The 19,707-nt window shown below is 45.5% G+C and carries 16 protein-coding genes and 1 riboswitch; of the genes, 8 read left to right on the top strand and 8 right to left on the bottom strand.

The window, feature by feature from the left end:
- Positions 1–134: 134 nt before the first annotated feature.
- The 4 genes from IAQ59_RS12750 to IAQ59_RS12735 all read right to left on the bottom strand — a co-directional run bounded on the left by IAQ59_RS12750 (position 135) and on the right by IAQ59_RS12735 (position 6,420).
- On the bottom strand, positions 135–1,229 hold the full coding sequence (locus IAQ59_RS12750; RefSeq protein WP_209331201.1) for a FecR family protein: 1,095 nt from the start codon (positions 1,227–1,229) through the stop codon (positions 135–137).
- A gap of 132 nt (positions 1,230–1,361) precedes the next feature.
- Positions 1,362–1,961: an RNA polymerase sigma factor gene (locus tag IAQ59_RS12745; RefSeq protein WP_209331200.1), complete on the bottom strand. Its 600-nt coding sequence runs from the start codon at positions 1,959–1,961 to the stop codon at positions 1,362–1,364.
- 707 nt (positions 1,962–2,668) lie between these two features.
- Positions 2,669–5,074, bottom strand: a complete 2,406-nt coding sequence (locus IAQ59_RS12740) for a TonB-dependent receptor (RefSeq protein WP_209331199.1) — start codon at positions 5,072–5,074, stop codon at positions 2,669–2,671.
- Positions 5,075–5,156: 82 nt separating this feature from the next.
- Positions 5,157–5,253: riboswitch (TPP riboswitch) on the bottom strand.
- Between the two features lie 99 nt (positions 5,254–5,352).
- Positions 5,353–6,420 carry a fatty acid desaturase family protein gene (locus IAQ59_RS12735; RefSeq protein ID WP_209331198.1) on the bottom strand — a complete coding sequence of 356 codons (1,068 nt, stop codon included), beginning with the start codon at positions 6,418–6,420 and terminating at the stop codon, positions 5,353–5,355.
- Between the two features lie 437 nt (positions 6,421–6,857).
- Between IAQ59_RS12735 and IAQ59_RS12730 the strand changes: the two genes are divergently transcribed.
- Positions 6,858–7,814: a 3-keto-disaccharide hydrolase gene (locus IAQ59_RS12730; protein ID WP_245189581.1), complete on the top strand. Its 957-nt coding sequence runs from the start codon at positions 6,858–6,860 to the stop codon at positions 7,812–7,814.
- 67 nt (positions 7,815–7,881) lie between these two features.
- On the opposite strand, the gene IAQ59_RS12725 is transcribed toward IAQ59_RS12730, so the two are convergent.
- The 3 genes from IAQ59_RS12725 to IAQ59_RS12715 all read right to left on the bottom strand — a co-directional run bounded on the left by IAQ59_RS12725 (position 7,882) and on the right by IAQ59_RS12715 (position 10,418).
- Positions 7,882–9,009: a P1 family peptidase gene (locus IAQ59_RS12725; protein ID WP_209331197.1), complete on the bottom strand. Its 1,128-nt coding sequence runs from the start codon at positions 9,007–9,009 to the stop codon at positions 7,882–7,884.
- A 46-nt stretch (positions 9,010–9,055) separates the two neighbouring features.
- Positions 9,056–9,529 carry a pyrophosphohydrolase domain-containing protein gene (locus IAQ59_RS12720; RefSeq protein WP_209331196.1) on the bottom strand — a complete coding sequence of 158 codons (474 nt, stop codon included), beginning with the start codon at positions 9,527–9,529 and terminating at the stop codon, positions 9,056–9,058.
- Positions 9,530–9,650: 121 nt separating this feature from the next.
- On the bottom strand, positions 9,651–10,418 hold the full coding sequence (locus IAQ59_RS12715; RefSeq protein ID WP_209331195.1) for a superoxide dismutase: 768 nt from the start codon (positions 10,416–10,418) through the stop codon (positions 9,651–9,653).
- Positions 10,419–10,769: 351 nt separating this feature from the next.
- On the opposite strand from IAQ59_RS12715, the gene dapF reads away from it, so the two are divergent.
- The 5 genes from dapF (at position 10,770) to IAQ59_RS12690 (ending at position 17,737) form a co-directional block, all read left to right on the top strand.
- Positions 10,770–11,567, top strand: a complete 798-nt coding sequence (gene dapF / locus IAQ59_RS12710) for a diaminopimelate epimerase (protein ID WP_209331194.1) — start codon at positions 10,770–10,772, stop codon at positions 11,565–11,567.
- A gap of 35 nt (positions 11,568–11,602) precedes the next feature.
- Positions 11,603–14,983: a preprotein translocase subunit SecA gene (gene secA / locus IAQ59_RS12705; RefSeq protein ID WP_209331193.1), complete on the top strand. Its 3,381-nt coding sequence runs from the start codon at positions 11,603–11,605 to the stop codon at positions 14,981–14,983.
- A 12-nt stretch (positions 14,984–14,995) separates the two neighbouring features.
- Positions 14,996–15,544: a hypothetical protein gene (locus tag IAQ59_RS12700; RefSeq protein WP_209331192.1), complete on the top strand. Its 549-nt coding sequence runs from the start codon at positions 14,996–14,998 to the stop codon at positions 15,542–15,544.
- On the top strand, positions 15,525–16,712 hold the full coding sequence (locus IAQ59_RS12695) for a M20 metallopeptidase family protein (protein ID WP_209331191.1): 1,188 nt from the start codon (positions 15,525–15,527) through the stop codon (positions 16,710–16,712). The genes IAQ59_RS12700 and IAQ59_RS12695 overlap by 20 nt, the downstream gene beginning before the upstream one ends.
- 251 nt (positions 16,713–16,963) lie before the next feature.
- Entirely contained in the window at positions 16,964–17,737 is a 774-nt protein-coding gene (locus IAQ59_RS12690; protein ID WP_209331190.1) for a S1/P1 nuclease, read from the top strand.
- Between the two features lie 3 nt (positions 17,738–17,740).
- On the opposite strand, the gene IAQ59_RS12685 is transcribed toward IAQ59_RS12690, so the two are convergent.
- Complete coding sequence (locus tag IAQ59_RS12685; RefSeq protein WP_209331189.1) at positions 17,741–18,433, bottom strand: ComF family protein; 693 nt, start codon at positions 18,431–18,433, stop codon at positions 17,741–17,743.
- Positions 18,434–18,538: 105 nt separating this feature from the next.
- On the opposite strand from IAQ59_RS12685, the gene IAQ59_RS12680 reads away from it, so the two are divergent.
- On the top strand, positions 18,539–18,901 hold the full coding sequence (locus tag IAQ59_RS12680) for a hypothetical protein (protein ID WP_209331188.1): 363 nt from the start codon (positions 18,539–18,541) through the stop codon (positions 18,899–18,901).
- Positions 18,902–19,666: an exodeoxyribonuclease III gene (locus IAQ59_RS12675; RefSeq protein WP_209331187.1), complete on the top strand. Its 765-nt coding sequence runs from the start codon at positions 18,902–18,904 to the stop codon at positions 19,664–19,666. It abuts the gene before it with no gap.
- Positions 19,667–19,707: the final 41 nt, after the last annotated feature.

Raw genomic sequence — 19,707 nt, 5'->3', positions numbered from 1 at the left:
TGCGATAGACGCTGCCCAGTGGATCTGTGGATTTGGTCGTTTACATTCCACTTGGCTAGCTTATTGAGTAGCAGGTGGCATTCGCGTGTCACCTGTTTTTTTTTAGTGCTGTTTTTTACTTCATTGGCTATTTTTTATTTTATGAATGTTAAATTGACTACGTTTCCTTTCAGTTCGAATTGAAACCTGCTTGAAAAGCTCAATCCCGTTAAGATATTTTTTAGTGTCTCGTTTTCGAATTTTCCTGATACGCGTAGATTCGCAGGAGGAGAATTCGTTAAGGAAATCTTCACGTTATACCAATTTTCCATGACACGGACCGCATCCAGAATTGGAGTATCATCAAAAAATAGTACGCCCTTGGTCCATGCTGTCACTTTTTCCTTAATAAACCTTTTTTTCTCAGAGAGCTTACCTGAAATCAGTGCTACCGATTCTCCTTCGGAGAGGAGTGCCTCGCTGTCGTTCAGTTCTTTGTTTAATACCTTTACCTTTCCCGTGACCAGATAAATGCCGATCTTCTCCTTATTGTATGCGTTTATATTGAATGAGGTGCCAATAGCTTTGGTTGAAGTGGCCCCGGCGTTGACGACAAAGGGTCTATTGGGGTCACTTGTCACCTCAAAATACCCCTCCCCTTCCAAAAATACTTCCCTAGCTACACCTGAGAAGTTTTCCTGATAGGCCAACTTGCTTCCGGCATTCAATATTGCTTTCGAGCTGTCTGGTAGGATGATGGTAGACTTCACCCCCAATGGCGTTACGTGTTCTGTGAAAACCAAGGGAGTCTCTTCGACTAAGTTGACTTCGCCAAAATGGGAACTTACAAGAAACCCGATCAAAAAAGCCATCGCTAGGATCAATGCAACCTTATGCCTTTGCCTGAGCATCGTTTCTCTGACGGGAACTCTATCCATTCGTTTGATGGTGCTCTGCGAGTTAAGCGGAAATATTTTGGCAACTTCAGGTGCATCCGGATTGGGTATAGCGTCAGTGGTTTCGTCTATCCGTTCCCAGAGTGCTCGTAAATCTTGGTCAGACATGGAGTAGGAAGCTTTTGGCAGATTCAACACCAAATCTCTGGCAAGCTTTATTTCCCTGATCTTATGTGGATAATCTTTAATTCTCTGTTCCCAGATCAGGTTTAAATTCAAATCATGGGTCGACACCCAATCTCTGAAATCAGGATCGAGAACAAAGTCATCCACCGTCCAATTTGAAATGTCCATACCGAAAGTCATCTACCTATATAAGGGGAAAAAAGCGAAAACTTCACCATGTCAATTAAAAAATATTATTCTGTAGATAGGTATTTTTTCGGATTCTGAGTTAATCCGGGAGCTGATGAAAAAAATATACGTTTAGAAAGCGTAGAAAAACAGGAATAAAATCATGCTTTTTCTTAAGTTCGCGATGGCCTTGCAGGCCAGATTATAGACGGATTTAAGGTGAAGGTTCATCACCGTGGAAGTCTCCTCGTAGGACAGCGATTCATAAAACAAGTAGTGGATCACCTCTTTTTGGCGAGGGGGTAATTTATCATAGGCATAAAACAGCCGTTTCCGAAGCTCTTCGTTACCTTGATCCCGTACCAAATCAGATTCGTGAGAGTTTATACTGAACGTTCCGTCGAGATCTTCCACGTGACTGCTATGCAATTTGCCCTGATTATCAGCCAAATCACGGTGAACCTTATTGCTAATCGACCTTAACAAATAGAGCTTCACATTGTCAGTTGCCTTCAAGCCCGCATGATACTTCCATAGACTTTCAAATACTTCATGAATGCAATCTTGTACGTAGCTACTATTGGGCTTTATCGCCATTCCCAAGCGAAACATATCGCCTGCATATGCATCATAGATCATGGCCAAACCCTCTTTTTCACCTTGCCTAAGGAGTTCCCAACCTTCTAAAATGCTTATTTTCGAGTGAGTCGAAACTTTATCTAAGGGTAACATGTTGAAAGCTTAGGTTGTTTGATATTCTAATATATGGAATATTTTGAATAAAAAATCTGCATTAATAACTTTTTTCCATTGTTACATTGGCATCTACGACAAATACCGAATAGTATGATATATTTACCTTTTAACATTTTTTTCTTGCGCAAACTTTGAGAGCTCAAAATAGTAAGTTCCCCTAGAATCAAAATTACGTTTGAATTCAAGGAATTTAGATTACTTTCTAGATATTATCAAGCCAATATTGAGACATATGATTATCTTTTGTAGAAGCAGTCGTAGAGATACATACTATTAATATAGAGCGAATAAAACCTAGGAAACAATTATAGACTTACCAACTTACCCCCATAAACAACTCAACAAAGTTCTCGCTACATGTTTTCAAAAAATGGTCTATCGCTACTAAAGCGGCATTCGATTTAACCACGAGTTACTAGCCCATATGATTTGTTCTCCAATCTCTTCCATAAAATACCAAAAAGTCCTCCAAACGCTTTCCTGATCAGCAAACAGATCTTTCGAAAGAAAGCGATACAGGAATGTATCGCCTTCCCGTTGAAAAACATGCCCTGTCCTCATTATAGGAAGTAATTGCAGTGCTGTAATGTCACTATCAGTGAGTTAATCGAATCAAATAAACGAAAAAGCCAGCATAAAAGCATTGCTTTCCTGCTGGCTAATTGATTGAACAAACACTTCCCTTAAAACTTAATACTCACGCCCGCCAAAAAGTTGGTTCCTGCCATCGGGTAGTAAAAATTTTCCGTAACCAACGTACGACCATCACCGCCTTCTGCAGGCAAAAAGTAACTGAACGTATACCCATTTGGCTCATAAAGCCGGTTGAATACATTGTATACTGTGAGATTTAGATCTATCTGCTTCACAAACCCTGGGTAAAAGGAATAGAATATCCGCGCATCCGTCGTCCAAAAGGCATCTAATTTCCTATTATCGCTTTGCGTGTTATCCAAATATTGGTCGCCAACATATTTGTTCATCAAGCTCACTCGAAGAGCAGATACCGGCGAATAATCCACTATAGCAGCCGCTACCACATTGGGTGAAAACGCAATATCGGTATCTGTATGAGTGGTAGCCTCCTGGCCAATCAGATTCCATTCTTCGTCATATACATCGTCGTATGCCACGAACTCCTGAATTTTATTTCTGCTCATTGCGATATTTCCTCCCAGTGACCAGGTAGGATTAATCTGGTAGCTACCATCAAGCTCGATACCCGCCCTATAGCTGTTGGCCACATTTTCCCTAATGTAAGCCCCCACATCGTTGAGCTGACCGGTCAATACGAGCTGATCTCGATAACCCATATAATAGGCGTTAAAATTGTACTGAAACTGCGATTGGCTTACCCGAAGTCCAGCTTCTATGTTGCCCAGACGCTCAGGGCGGGGGATTTCGGTTAGGGGAGAGTTGGTAAAATCCCTTCTTACAGGCTCGCGGTTGGCTACGGCGTAGGAGGCATACCAGGTTTTGCCAGGGGCCATTTCATAGGACATACCTACTTTGGGGTTGAAAAAACCATAATTTTGACTCCCGGAAATATTTCGCAGGTCGTTGTTGGTACCGTTGAATCGGTAAAAAACGCTTCGGTATTGAAGGTCTCCGAATAAGTATAGGTTTTCACGTACCTCTTGGGTAAATTTTGCATAGAGGTTTCGATCATCTTTCACCGCTACGTTATCGTAATAACGATCCCGAATGTTCGTGTTTCCGGCCATAGCCATCCAGATGATTTCCCCAAAATGGTCTCCATCGTAGCGATTGGCACCACCTCCAAGCGTCAAATCTGTGGTTCCGTCGTCAGAGACATAATTTAACGAAAATACTGCGCCATAAAAATCGTTGTCCAGCCACCTTCTCCGAATGATGTCCGTTCGCTCAATCGTTTCATTGCCTATGATGATCGGCTGTATTCCGTAGTTTTGCAGCAGCCGGTCATCGGGTCTGTATTGCTCGTAATACCCCCTCCCATAGGTGTAATGAAGGGCCCCGTTTGCCCGCCAGTTGTTTCCGATATTTCCCGCATAGATCAATTGGTAGTGATCCTGCTGGTAATTGTCGGTTTCATTTTCGTAGGTATAGCTATTGAAGGTCCGGTTACTTTCCAGCAGGTGCTCGGGCACACCGTTCCACGCTTGGTACGTTTGCTCTGCGCCGGAAAAAATATTGAACTTCAGCACGTGATTGTCACCATAGTAGCCGGCAGATACGAAATAGGACCGGAGATCTGAAAAGGCTCGATCAATGTATCCATCAGAGGTGATTTGTGACAGGCGGGCATCTACTGCCCACTTACCGTCGAGTAAGCCGGTTCCGGCTTTGATGGTGTGCCTGCGAGTATTAAAGGAGCCCACGCTGTTATCGGTTTCAGCGTAGGCCTCCTCCCGCTTGGTATCAGTTTGGATATTCATGGATGCCCCGAAGGTGGCGGCTCCGTTGGTAGAAGTACCTACACCCCGTTGGATTTGGATGTTTTCTACCGATGATGCGAAATCAGGCATATTTACCCAAAAAACCCCGTGCGACTCAGCGTCATTCAGCGGTATGCCATTTACCGTGACATTGATACGGGTCTGATCTGATCCGCGTATACGCAGTCCCGTATAGCCCACCCCGGCTCCAGCGTCGGAGTGAGAAACTACTCCTGGGGTATAGTTTAGAAGAAACGGGATGTCCTGACCCAGGTTGTTGCGGCTGATTTCTTCCCGTGAAATCACCTTAAAGGTGGTAGGTGTAGTCTCTGACGCCCGAGTGGCTGCTACGATAAACTCCTCTGCCGAAATGGTAGCTGCTTGGAGTGAAACGATAAGCTCATCCGCGTAGGGGATGCTTACCTCGATACGACGGGTTTCAAAGCCGATGTAACTGATTCGCAGAGTGAGGCTTTCAGGGGACAAATCGCCTAGGGCGAATCTTCCGTCTCTACCTGAGACCGTTCCTTTGTTGGATCCGATAACGAGGACATTGGCACCGGGCAAAGGTTCGCCCGAAACTCCATCCAACACTTTTCCGCTTAGACTGTGTTGTGCTGAGGCATAGCCTGCCAGGAGTCCGAAAAACAGACTCAGAAACAATTTTTTCATGATGTGGTACTAAATAACATTGGTAAAACATGAAGGAGATAAAGGGGAAATCTCCTCCTTTACTGTTCACCCAAAAGCCAAAAAGCGGCTTATGTCATTTCCCTTCGCCGGCACTACCCGGATCAGGTTCAATGGGTATGATCTCAGCCCGTTATATTAAGGCACCCCTAATGATCGCTGCGAATTTAGACCAAGCGATTCAAAAAACCAAATAAGAAAAGGCGGCACTCGGATTTCCGTGTACCGCCTTGTCATGACGTAGGCTATGGAATAAGTAACTAAACCATTGATCCTAGGTTTTTTAAGTGACCCACGTGAGACGCAAATGCCAAACGCATCTTAGGGTGCTCTAGGTAGGGAATCCCAAATTCTGCACAGGTGGCTTTGACGATCTTGCTGATGTCTCCGTAGTGGATATGGGAAATATGAGGGAATAAGTGATGCTCCACCTGAAAATTCAGCCCACCGACCAACCAAGAAAGGACTTTGTTTTTTGTGGCAAAATTCGCAGTAGTTCTCAATTGGTGAACCGCCCAATCATCTGCTAGCTTATTGGTAGCATCATCCGGCAAAGGAAACACGGTTTCCTCAAGGGAGTGGGCCAGTTGAAATACCACACTCAGAAATATCCCCGTGGCCACGCCAAATACCAAGAATCCTACCAGCCAATAACTAAACCCGAGTGTGTAAATAGGCAGGGCTATAAATAGCAACGAATAAACTACTTTGTAGGCCCAGAAAGAAAAATGCTCCTTCCAGGTCATGGGTTTAATTAGAATGGATCCCACTCGTCTGAGGATGTATTTTTTGTAATCCGTGACAAACACCCAATAAAGGTATAAAATGGCATATACTAGCAGGAAATAAATGTGCTGGTATTTGTGGATCGCGTACCGCTTCTGGGTGGGACATAGCCTTAGAAGAGGCCGCGCATTCATGTCGTCGTCGTGTTCGGCCACGTTGGTAAAGGAATGATGGGCCACATTGTGCTTTGTCTTCCACATAAAAACGTTTGCCCCGAGAAAATTAATCGATATCCCGGCAAGTTCGTTTATCCACGTTTTGGTGGAAAAGCTACCATGGGCCCCATCGTGCATCACATTAAAGCCGATGCCCGCTGCTAATGCAGCCATCAAAACGGCTTCCAACAAGGCCACAGCCCAATGAGGGGTGAAAAATACCAGATGAATATAAACGGCAACAAAAGAGACCACAAATAATAGTGCCTTGATATATAAGGATCTGTTACCAGTGGGTTTGAGGTTGTTTTCGGCAAAATGACTTTTGATACGCTTTTTAAGCTCTGCATGAAAGGACGTAGCCTGGTTAAATCGGGGCGGACGCATAGAATGAAATTAAGAAAGAAATCGGAAATGAATAATGGGAGTTGTGATAGGGTGGGAAATTCGAAATTCGTATTTAGGACAAAGATATCCAAAAAACGGATAGGTTCGTTGCGCGAGAAAAAAATCTTTTGACCCTTTAACGAGATACACCGGGGATTTTAACACGAATTAACAATTCAGCTAAAAATGAATTAGTCTCAACCTGGGGTTAATTTAAACAAGCAAATAATCAACAGGTAGATTTCGGTTTTCCCTCAGTCAAGTGGAGACAACCTGGTGGGCGATCTATTTCCCGCAGCTTTGGAATTCCTTTAAGCTGTTTTAGCGCTCTTCCGCCTCCAAAATTCCAAAGAATCGATCGCTTCTTGGGGTAAATATGAAAATTGACGTATTTTTAAGGTCAAATTAACCGTATTCGTTTTTAAATCATGTATAAAATGCGTCTTAAATCATGCAATTACCGTAGGGTGATACTTGGGGCAATGGCCCTTTTTATCGGACTCACTTTGAATCAATACGTTTCCGCCCAATCCAACTCGGAGATCATCGGTCGCTGGGACCTGACGGTGGATGTTGACGGAAGACAGTTGCCCTCTTGGATGGAAGTAAAGCTTTCAGGGTATAGCACATTGGTGGGCTATTTTGTGGAAGAACATGGAAGTGCCCGACCGGTCTCGAAGGTAAACTTCAAAAACAACGTGGTCTCTTTTAGCATCCCTCCACAGTGGGATCCTGGAAAAAAGGACACAAAACTGAAAGCTACCCTCACCAATGGAAAGCTCAGCGGGATATTAACGACCAGTTCTGGAAAAAAGCATTCCTTCGTGGGTGAAAGAGCACCTTCACTCGTGCGGGAAACACAGCCAGAATGGGGCGACGCAATCGAGTTATTCAACCGAAAAAACTTGGATGGCTGGCGTGCCGATAAAGCTGAAAACCAATGGACAGTGAAGAATGGTATTCTTACAAGCGATAAAGCCGGAGCAAATTTAATCACAGAACAAAAATTCGATGATTTCAAACTGTATGCCGAATTCCGTTATCCAGAAGGAAGCAACAGTGGGATTTATCTGAGAGGCAGGTACGAGCTTCAGATTGAGGACAACAAAGGGACAGAACCTTCAAACGTCTATTATGGTGGTATCTATGGATTTCTTACGCCCAATGAAATGGTGGCGCAGGGGCCGGGTATCTGGCAAAGCTATGAAATCACCCTAGTCGGAAGACGTGTGACGATCGTGGCAAACGGCAAGACCATTATCTGTGATCAGATTATCCCAGGTATCACCGGAGGGGCGCTGGACAGCAAAGAAGGAGAACCTGGGCCGATCATGCTTCAAGGTGACCACGGCCCCATCGAATTCAAAACACTCATTATTACCCCGGCAAAATAGCATTCGATACATTCTTGCCGTCTTGTTAACCCGCCCGAAGGCACTTAAGAGTAGTCTTCGGGCTTTTTTAGGGCTTTTGCGCCTTTATTAGCTCTCGAATCCGCTGTTTGGGCAGGGCTTTGATTTCCCGACCTCCCTTTCCTTTCATGTCTTCTGCCGCAAAGAGTGCATTGGCGATCGCTTCTTCCGTAGCCTCGATGGTAGCCAAAAACAATCCCGTAACCTCATCATTCAGCAGTGGCAAGCGCCCTTCATTCGAATATTCCCTAAGGTCCGATGGGATACGCATTCCCTCGTGCACGGAGAAGGCAATGACGTAGTCACCACTCCCGTTGCTTGCTATACCACCGGTTCTTGCCAGCCCCATCATGGCACGCTTAGCGATACGCTCCAAGTTTCTGTGGTCAATCGGAGCATCCGTAGCGACGACTATCATGCAGGAACCGTCCACCGACTCGAGGTTCTGTCGAAAACTGTATTGATTCAATAACTTTCCGAGCGGCAAGCCGTCTACTTGGAGGACTCCACCAAAGTTGGCCTGCACCAAAACCCCTACGGTGTACCCTCCCATCGATGCAGGTAATTTTCGGGACGAGGTCCCGATTCCTGCTTTGAACCCAAAAGCCGTGGTACCCGTACCTGCGCCCACATTCCCTTCTTGGACCGGACCGGCCGACGCCCGTTGAATAGCCGATAGTACATGGTGGGCTTTCACATGTCTACCTCTGATATCATTTAAGCCTCCATCGTTTGTTTCGCCCACTACGGCATTTACCGATTGCACGGCGCTGTTTTCCGGAAAAGAAAATACATAGTCAATTATCCCGTCCAAACCGGCGGCCACACTCAACGTATTGGTCAGGACTATGGGGGTTTCCAAATTACCCAATTCCTGAATTTGGGTACTTCCAGCAAGTTTTCCAAAGCCATTGCCAACGTATACTGCCGCGGGCACTTTCTCGCGAAAGATGTTTCCGTCATGGGGCAGGATGGCTGTGACCCCGGTTCGGATGGACTCTCCCTCCAACAGGGTGACTTGACCCACCTTTACTCCGACCACATCGGTAATTGCATTGAGCGGGCCCGGGGACATTACGCCAAATTCGAATCCATATTGACGGGCCCGCTCCTGACCTTTCACCTCAGCTGTATAGGCAATGAACAAAAAGCTTGCGCAGAAAAGAATTTTCTTCATGATTGTACGGTAAGTGGTTAAAGGAACAGGCTATCTGAATGCCCGATTAGGACTTGGGAAAAAGGATTTTCTTTAAATCCGCGGGAGAATAATAAATGGATTTAAGTGTTTTTCGGTCTTCTTCCCTAAATACCAAAAACTTATCCCCATCCTTTTCATAGAAACAGGAAACACCCATTTGCTTGTAATGTGTCACTGTCTCTTGGGCTTCTTGTTCGGTATGGCAAGCTTTGCTCATATTGGATCGCTGCACCTCGTCAAATAGCGCCTTAAAATGGTCCGCCAGGCCAAATTCCAAAACGGCTCCGGCCAGCACATATTGGATATCGCAGAGGGCGTCCGCTATCTCCACGATGTCGTTCTCTGCAATTGCTGCTTCCAGTTCCTTCACCTCCTCCGCCAATAGGGCTACCCTTAGCGCGGATCGCTTTTCAGATGGAATGGCCGGGGCATCCAGAATGGGATGTTTGAAGGTTTTGTGAAATGCTGCAACGGAGGTTAAACTTTCAGGTTCTTTCATTATAAGTAATAGTCGGGGTGATCGGTCAATAAATTAGGTAAAAATTCTTGAACAGATTTATCAAAAATGGCTCCTGCGTAAATACAGGAGCCATCAAAGCTAATCGAATTTCAAACGGTAATTAGGCCTTGAAAGCGTCGAAGCGCTCCTGGACGGCTGCCCAATTGACCAAATTCCACCAACTGCTGATGTACCTTGGCCTTTCGTTTTGATAATTTAGGTAATAGGCGTGTTCCCACACATCAATACCCAAAAGCGGTTGGCCTTTAAATTCGGAAATATCCATCAATGGATTATCCTGATTGGGGGTAGAACCCACCTTGAGGGTGCCTCCATCCAAAACAAGCCAAGCCCAACCCGATCCAAAGCGGGTTTTGGCGGCAGTTTCAAAAGCCTCAATAAATGCACTAAAGCTGCCAAAATCCTTTGCAATGGCAGCGGCCAATTCACCGTCTGGCTCTCCGCCTCCCGTGGGCGACATAATAGACCAAAATAGCTCGTGATTGTAATGCCCACCACCGTTGTTTCTCATTTTGGTTGAATAGTTGGATATCTTGGCCATCAGCTCTTCCACCGGTTTTTGGGTGTCCACATTTTCTTCTGCTGCCGCATCCTTGAGGTTATTGGCATAGGCAGCGGCATGTTTGGTATAGTGGATTTCCATCGTCATCGCATCGATGTGCGGCTCCAGCGCTGCATAGTCATATAGCAGGGGCGTTTGAGAAAAACCCGTGGCAATCGTCGGCTTCGCCTTAGAGTCCGTGGAGGAAGAACAAGATGACAACAAGGAGGAACCTACCAGGCTGCTTCCCAGACCCAGCGAAAGGGTAACCTTGGTACTTTGTGCGATAAATGATCTCCTTGAGGTATGCAATGTTGGTTTTTTCATGGTTGATGTAATTTGTTGCATGATTTTGGTTAGACAATAATTGGTCAGTGTAGCATATGCTAAAGTAACCAATAAATCGCTAAAATGTAGCACACCTAATCCTTAAGTATTCAAAAAGTTTGCCGAGAGCTTCATTGTTGCCTGTAAATCAAAATAAATACCAAGAACAAGCCAATTTGTCAGAGTATTTAGCAAATTTGACCCCATATTCAGCTAACCGAAAGTTAGGCATCGTTTCTGGGGAAACCTGAACGATTAGACCATATATTCGGTCAAGTTCCTTATTTTTGTAATTCAGCTAACTAGCCTCAAATTGAGGCTGGAATATTTCTCTCAATAAGTGGAATAGAAATGACCATAGAATTTTATAAATATCAAGGCACTGGCAATGATTTTGTGATGATTGAAGACCGGGGGAGCAGGTTTAACGTGGAGAACATTGCCTTGATACAGAAGTTATGTCACCGAAGACTGGGCATTGGGTCAGATGGGTTGATTATCCTCCGAAACGCCGCTGGATTCGATTTTGAGATGACCTACTTTAATGCAGACGGTTCCCAAAGCATGTGTGGCAACGGTGCCCGTTGTGCGGTTTCCTTTGCAAACTTTCTGGGAATGTGTGGTCTCAGCACCCATTTCTTGGCCGTAGACGGTTCCCACCATGCGGAAATATATGGCGAAGAAGTCAGGTTGGAAATGATCCCGGTAAACGAATTCAGGGAAGTTGAAGGTGACACCTTTATCCACACGGGAGCGCCACACCATGTTAGGTACGTGGAAAACCTGGCGCATTATCCGGTAGTGAAAGAGGGTGCCAAAATCCGCTATAACAAGGAATTGTACCCCGAAGGCACCAACGTCAACTTTGTGATGGTCAACCCAGATCATTCCTTACAGGTAAGGACCTATGAAAGAGGGGTAGAGGACGAAACTTTGTCCTGTGGCACGGGCGTAACGGCTTGCGCGTTGCTTTTTGGCAAAGAGAACGGCTTGAATGAAGTTAGCATCCATACCAAAGGCGGTTTGCTCAGAGTTCGCTTTCAAGAAGATGGGAAAGGCGGTTTTCACCAAATCCAATTGATTGGACCTGCAATGCAGGTTTTCAGCGGAAAAATATCGATAAAAATGGAAGAATTTGCTTCCCTGTAACCAACTTAATTTAGACTAGACACAGAAACTACAACATGTTAGATTTTATTGCAAAAGGGCTATCAAAGGTATTCGGTACCAAATCCGATAGAGACATCAAGTCACTTACGCCGATCGTGGAAACGATCAAGGCGGAGTATGCTAAACTGGCAACACTAACAGATGATGAGCTACGACAGCAAACCGAAGAGATCAAGGGAATAATCAATGCTGACCTAAAAAGTTATGACGACACAATCGCCGATACAAGGGCTAAGATCAACGGGCTTCCTCCCGATGCCGTTCATGCCAAAGATGCCTTGTTTAACGAGATTGACAAGATAGAAAAAAGCCGCGACGAAGAACTGGAAAAAAGTTTGGAGAAAGTGCTTCCGCGGGCCTTTGCAGTCGTAAAAGAAACAGCGCGTAGATTAAAGGAGAACAAGCAACTACGGGTAACTGCCTCCCTTTGGGACAAAGAACTGGCCGCCACCAAGAGCTATGTACATCTGGACGGTGAAACCGCTACCTGGGGAAACAGCTGGTCCGCAGCCGGTGTAGAAGTGACTTGGGAGATGCTTCATTACGACGTGCAGTTACTCGGAGGCGTAGCTTTGCATAAAGGAAATATTGCCGAGATGGCAACCGGTGAAGGAAAGACACTAGTGTCGACACTACCTGCCTATCTGAATGCCCTCTCTGGTAGGGGAGTACACATTGTAACCGTAAACGACTACCTCGCCAAAAGGGACTCGGAATGGAATGCCCCGCTCTTTGAGTTTCACGGATTGAAGGTAGACTGTATCGACAAGTACCCACCCAATTCCGAGGCGAGACGGCGGGCCTATGCCTGCGACATCGTATACGGTACAAACAACGAGTTTGGGTTTGACTACCTGAGGGATAATATGGCGAGAGACTCCAGGGACTTGGTGCAAGGCAAGCACCATTTTGCCATGATAGATGAGGTCGACTCTGTATTGATCGATGATGCGCGTACGCCATTGATCATATCAGGGCCAGTAGCGAAAGGAGATCAGCACGAGTTTGATGAGATGAAACCGCGAGTATCCACTTTGGTAGACGAGCAACGGAAGCTGGTACAAGCTTACCTGACCGATGCCAAGCGGCTTATCAAGGAAGGCAATGAAAAGGAGGGTGGTTTGGCCCTGTTTCGAGCCTATCGCGGACTGCCCAAGTACAAACCTTTGATCAAGTATTTGTCAGAACCTGGGATTCGGGTTATCCTTCAGAAAACTGAAAACTACTATCTGCAGGACAACAAGCGTAACCTGCCTGAGGCTGATGCGCCATTACTGTTTACAATTGAAGAGAAATCGAATACCGTGGACCTAACTGATAATGGAATAGAAACCATTACGCGGAAAAACGAAAATCCAAACTTTTTTATCCTGCCCGATATTGGTATGGAGATCGCTGAAATGGAAAAAGATACTTCCTTGGATGACAAGGAAAAACTGATCCGAAAAGAGGAAATTATCAAGGACTATGGGGTCAAAGCGCAGCGTATCCATACAGTAAACCAATTGCTGAAGGCCTATTGCATGTTTGAGAAAGACACCGAATACATCCTCGTGGACGGCAAGGTGAAGATCGTAGACGAGCAAACCGGTCGGGTGATGGAAGGCAGAAGGTATTCTGACGGCTTGCATCAGGCCATCGAAGCAAAAGAGAATGTAAAGGTAGAGGATGCTACACAGACCTACGCGACGATCACGCTTCAAAACTATTTCCGGATGTACCACAAACTAGCTGGCATGACCGGTACTGCAGAGACCGAAGCCGGTGAGTTTTGGGAAATCTACAAACTTGACGTGATAGTCATTCCCACCAATAAGCCCATACAGCGAAAAGACTGGGAAGACAAAGTCTATAAAACCGTGCGGGAAAAGTTTAATGCCGTTGCGGACGAAATCAACGAGCTTACCGAAGCGAATAGGCCGGTGCTAGTGGGTACCACATCTGTGGAAATATCAGAATTGCTCAGCCGAATGCTGACGATTCGTAAAATCAAACACCAAGTGCTGAATGCGAAGCAACATGCGCGTGAGGCTGATATTGTGGCAGAAGCGGGCAAACCAAAGACGGTTACCATCGCCACAAACATGGCCGGTAGAGGTACTGACATCAAGCTAACCGCTGAATCAAAGGCTGCGGGAGGCTTGGCTATTATCGGCACGGAGCGGCACGAATCCAGGAGGGTAGACCGACAATTACGAGGTAGGTCCGGTAGACAGGGAGATCCAGGTTCTTCCCAGTTTTTCGTTTCTTTGGAAGACAACTTGATGCGGCTCTTCGGGTCTGAAAGGATTGCCAAACTCATGGATCGGATGGGCCTGGAAGAAGGAGAGGTAATACAGCATTCCATGATTACCAAATCTATTGAGAGAGCCCAGCGCAAGGTGGAAGAAAACAACTTTGGTGTGCGTAAACGCTTGTTGGAGTACGATGATGTCATGAACAGTCAGCGGGAAGTTGTGTACCGACGACGCAAAAACGCACTGATAGGCGATCGATTGGAGCTGGACATACTCAATATCATGTACGATGTGGCGGAGAGCATCATCGAGATGGCCAAATCCACCGAAGATTCCGAGAATTTGCGGATGAATATTTTCAGTTCGCTGGGTATTGATTATCCCATCTCTGCTGAAGACCTGAAAACAAAGGAAAGTGCCGCATTAACCAAAGAATTGTTTGATGCTGCGTATCAAAACTATGTAGCCAAAAACAACGGTATTCTTACGAAGGCGATGCCCATTCTTCGGGACGTATATCAGAAGCGTGGCGCTACAGTGAAGGAGATCATGGTGCCGATCTCAGATGGGATCAAGCAGATCGGTGTAGTCATTAATTTGGAATCGACCGTCAACAATGAAGGCAGAGACCTGATTAGAGCCATTGAAAAAACCGTAACCCTGGCGATTATCGATCAAAACTGGAAGGAGCACCTCCGCGACATGGACGACCTCAAGCAATCTGTGCAAAATGCCGTCTATGAGCAAAAGGATCCGCTCTTGATTTATAAGTTTGAGGCCTTTGAAATGTTTAAGCGTTTTGTAGGGCGACTGAACGATGATATCATATCCTTCATTGCCAAGTCCGACCTGCCCAAGCAAGATCCCGATCAGGTAAGGGCGGCACAGCCGGCTAAAAAGGAAGAGGCTAAAGTAACTGCTTCCAAAGAAGAGGTAGGCAGCACCCTTGGAGGTAGCCCGGCAGCACAAAGAGCTGCCGTAGCCCAATCTGCCGCAGCAAGGCGGGAAGCGGTAATGCCGAGAAAAACAGAAAAGGTTTACGGTAGAAATGACCGGGTATCCGTCAGGTACATGGACGGTGTAGTAAAGAAGGATGTAAAATACAAGAGTGTAGAGCAGGATCTTGCTGAAGCCAAATGTGTGGTAATCGAAGAATAAAACCCGATAAGAATGTTTAAACGAATCTTGCTTGCCGGATTTTGGCTGAGTGTTTCCTCCGGATGCGGTTTTATCACCATTTCAAAAAGCGGTGGATCGGCTGAAAGATATGCCGATTACCGGGAGGATCTAAGTACCACTCGAAAATCCTTTGACGCCTTACCTACAACAGTGGAGACCGTCCGCAAAACGGGGGCTGCTGTTGCGCCTGTAGACGATGATTTGGCCATAGCTAACCAAAATTATATTAAGACGAATGAAAGTGAAAACTTTTTCAGTGGATTTACGATTCTGGTATATAGCGGTGTAGACCGGGAGGAGGCCTTTAAAACCAGAAATGACCTGTACTCCGCTCACAAGGAAATCACCACCTTTATGCAATACCAACAGCCCCGCTATTTGGTAAAGGTAGGTCGGTACATCAACCGGATTGAGGCCTTGGCTTGGTATGAAAAAATTAAGGTTGATTTTCCTTCGGCCCGAATTATCCAAGACCGATTTGAACGAAACCTTCCCGAACAACCACAAGACACACTAGAGAATGCTCAAGAACAGGATTAAGGATCTTGCAAAAGAAATCAAAGAAGAATCCATTGCCGTCCGCAGACACCTCCATCAGCATCCCGAACTCTCGTTCGAAGAGTACGAAACAGCTCAGTTCGTAGAGGCGAAGCTTCGTTCGATCGGGATCCAAAAGATTGAAAAGAAAGCGACTACCGGGCTGGTAGCCCTTATAGAAGGCAAAAATCCCGGCAAAAAGACGATCGCCCTACGAGCGGATATGGACGCACTTCCAATAACAGAAGAAAATGACGTCCCCTATAAATCCAAAAGAGCAGGTGTTATGCATGCTTGCGGGCATGATGTGCATACTTCTTCCCTGTTAGGTACTGCCGATATCTTGCACCGTCTACAAAATGATTTTGAAGGCACTATAAAGCTCATCTTTCAGCCAGGAGAAGAAAAAGCTCCGGGAGGAGCCTCTTTCATGATCCAAGATAAGTGCCTCGAAAATCCTAAACCCACAGCAATTATTGGTCAGCATGTGATGCCCCACATACCAGCCGGCAAAGTTGGCTTTCGTCCCGGGATGTATATGGCCAGTGCAGATGAAATTTATATAACGGTAAAGGGGAAGGGAGGACACGGAGCTATGCCCGAGACACTCGTAGACCCCGTTTTGATTGCCTCTCATCTGATTGTGGCATTACAACAGATTGTGAGCCGGAACGCTAGTCCCAAGGTTCCCTCAGTGCTTTCTTTCGGAAAAGTAATCGCCAATGGTGCCACCAACGTAATTCCTAACGAGGTACGTATCGAGGGCACCTTCCGTACCTTGGATGAGGCTTGGCGCAAAAGAGCGAAGGAACTGATACACCAGATTGCTACCGGCATTGCCGAGGGCATGGGAGGGAAAGTTGAGGTAAATATTTTGCACGGCTATCCATTTTTAAGGAATGATCCAGAACTCACCGAGCGCTCCATACTAGCGGCAAAGGAATACTTGGGTGAAGAGAACGTGTTAGACCTGGATCTATGGATGGCAGCAGAAGATTTTTCCTATTATACCCAAGAGATGGCGGGGTGTTTTTATAGGCTCGGAACAAGAAATGAAGCCAGAGGCATCGTCTCCGGTGTACACACGCCTACTTTTGATGTAGAGGAAGATGCATTGGAGGTAAGTACTGGACTGATGGCTTGGCTAGCCCTGGAAGAGCTCAAAAAATAGGGGTTTTCTCTCATTCACGCCCACGGGCTTAAATCGATTCATCGAAAAGACACATGAAATGCCCATGAGAAAGCAATCTCATACAGGGGGATGCCCCGATAGCTATCAGGGAATTCGTGCGAGATTCCATCTGACCGCTTAAGAACAAATTATAAATAGATGAAATCGAGCATGACGCAAGCGACACACACTGGGATGACTATCCGCCATGCGAGATTCCATGTGACCTTTGAAAAATCAATTATAGACACATGAAAAGGAAATACCTGATATTATTACTCATCACATCACTAGCTGCAATAGATTGCTGGGGATGGGGTCAAACCGGTCACCGCGTTGTGGGGCAACTTGCAGAATGGCATTTGAACAATAAAGCTAGAAAACGGATTAAAGCGATATTGGGGTCAGAGTCGGTAGCAATGGCAGCTAACTGGATGGACAATGTGAAGTCTGATAGACGCTACGATCATTTGAATACATGGCACTATCTTACCCTGGAAGAAGGAAAACCCTACAACCCATCCATTCAGGAAAAGGACGGTGATGCTTACGACAAAACAAATATGATCATAAAAGCCCTTAAGGATGGCGGATTGACAGAAAAAGAAGAGTCCGAATACCTAAAGATGCTCATTCATCTTGTTGGAGACCTTCACCAACCATTGCATGTAGGAAAAGGCGATGATAGGGGGGGGAACGACGTATGCGTGACCTATTTCAATCAGAACTCCAATATTCACCGGGTTTGGGACAGTCAAATCATTGATGGAAAGCAACTAAGCTATATGGAACTGGCGGAACATCTAAATCGCCGAGCCAATGCTAACACGGTACAAAAATACCAAAAAGCCTCCATCGAGGATTGGCTTCGGGAGGCAGTAGCCCTCAGGCCTATCGTTTACGATATTCCCCAGGATGGTCGCCTCAGTTACGGATACGACTACGTGGCTTTTCCCGTGATCGAGGAAAGGCTGTTGGCTGCTGGCTTGCGCCTGGCCGGAATTTTAAACGATATATACGGTTGATCATTACCTTCCGGCGGCTATAACAGCAAGGTCTATGCTTGCTGGTTGCGCTTCTTGGAGTAGATTGGCACAGGCGGCAAGCGTAGCTCCTGTGGTCATGACGTCATCCACTAGCAGTATTCGCTTTCCTGCTATAGGACCTTCATCAACTATTTTGAAAACCTCCGCCACGTTTTCCCATCGCTGAAGCCTCGTTTTTCTGGTTTGGGTACTCGTGTTTACACATCTTTCCAATCCATTTATCACCGCTATGCCCAAGGCCTCTCCCAAGCCGTCCGCAAAGCAACGGCTCTGATTATAGCCTCTCCTCCTTTCTTTACTACGATGCAGTGGAACGGGTATGATCAAATCCCACTCTTGATGGAAACCCTGTTCGAGAAGTAAATGCCCATACAATTTACCCAACTTGATTCCAAGCATAGGCTTGTTTCTATATTTAAGTTGATGTAGCAGCTTCTGGCTTTTACCGCGCTTCGAAAAACGCAAATAGGCTAGTGCCATTCGTATATTGGCAAGTCCTGCAAGCTTTCTTGTAAGCTCGTTATCTCTAGGTGTCGTATGAAAAAGCGTGACAGGGAGAGAAGCTTCACAGATACGGCATAAATCCGTTTCAAACGCATACAGGCTTCTGTTGCACAAGCCGCAGGTAACTGGGAATACCAAGGCCAAAAAATCCTCCCATAAGGTGAAACGCATAGGTAAAAAGGGTTGTTAAGTTATAAGTACTGTCAATTCCTACTATATTTGTAGCTTGAGGCTAGTTTTCAGTTAATTTAATCAAAATCAGGCGGTAAGTCAATTATGTTTAAAAAAGACCTAGACTTAGATATTCGATGGGGTAAATTACTGAGTGGTCTGGAAAATTTACTCAACAAAAAACCCTCTGATCTGAACGCCGTTTTATTTATCATTGGTGTTCAAGAACTTGGTCAGGGACATAGACCCTTTTCAAAGGAGGAGAAGCAGGATTTAATGCACATCGCTGTATGTAAGGTGCTCAGCTTATCTGGATTTTACGAATTGGCATTTATTGATCAAGACGGATGGCCTCATTGGAATCTGTTAAAGGAACTTCCACATTTGGACAGTGCGGAACAAGAAAAGCTCCTCAAACTTCATGTGTTGGAATACTTTGAAAAAGAATTTGAAACAGAAATTAACTAAATGAAGATTGTTTCTTACAATGTAAACGGAATCAGGGCTGCGATAAAGCGCGGGTTTATCGACTGGCTCGCAGGCTTAAATCCGGATGTAATTGGCCTACAAGAAGTTAAATCAACTGAAGACCAGATAGATACATCAGCATTTAAAGACTTAGGATATGAGATATACTGGCATGCAGCGGTTAAAAAAGGATACAGCGGTGTAGCCACTCTTACCAAAATTAAGCCAAATCACGTAAAATACGGGATGGATCTGCCCAAGTACGATGACGAAGGGAGAATGCTAAGGTTAGATTTTGGAGATTTCAGTTTTATCAATACATACTTTCCTTCAGGAACAACCGGAGATGTGAGGCAATCTTTCAAATACGAGTTTTTGGACGATCTCTTCGGAATATCCCAGGATATCAGAAGAACACACCCAAATTTGATTTGGAGCGGGGATTACAATATCTGTCATCAGGCGATAGACATCCACGATCCAATATCAAATAAGAAATCCTCTGGATTTCTTCCAGAAGAACGTGCATGGATGGACAAATTCACCCAATCTGGCTTTGATGACAGCTTCAGGCGTTTGCACCCAGAAGAAGCCGGTAAGTATACATGGTGGAGCTACCGGGCCAATGCGCGAACAAAAAATAAAGGATGGCGTATAGACTACCACATGAATACCTTATCGCTAACCGAAAGAATAAAAACGTCAACGATATTACCTGACGCAGAGCACTCCGATCACTGCCCTATTTTAATCGAGATTCAGTGAATAAATAGGTAAAGTATTTCAACGTATAAGAGCATATTATA

The organism is Lunatimonas salinarum, assembly GCF_017811155.1.
Lineage (GTDB): Bacteria > Bacteroidota > Bacteroidia > Cytophagales > Cyclobacteriaceae > Lunatimonas > Lunatimonas salinarum.
This window is presented reverse-complemented; position numbering and strand designations above follow the sequence as displayed.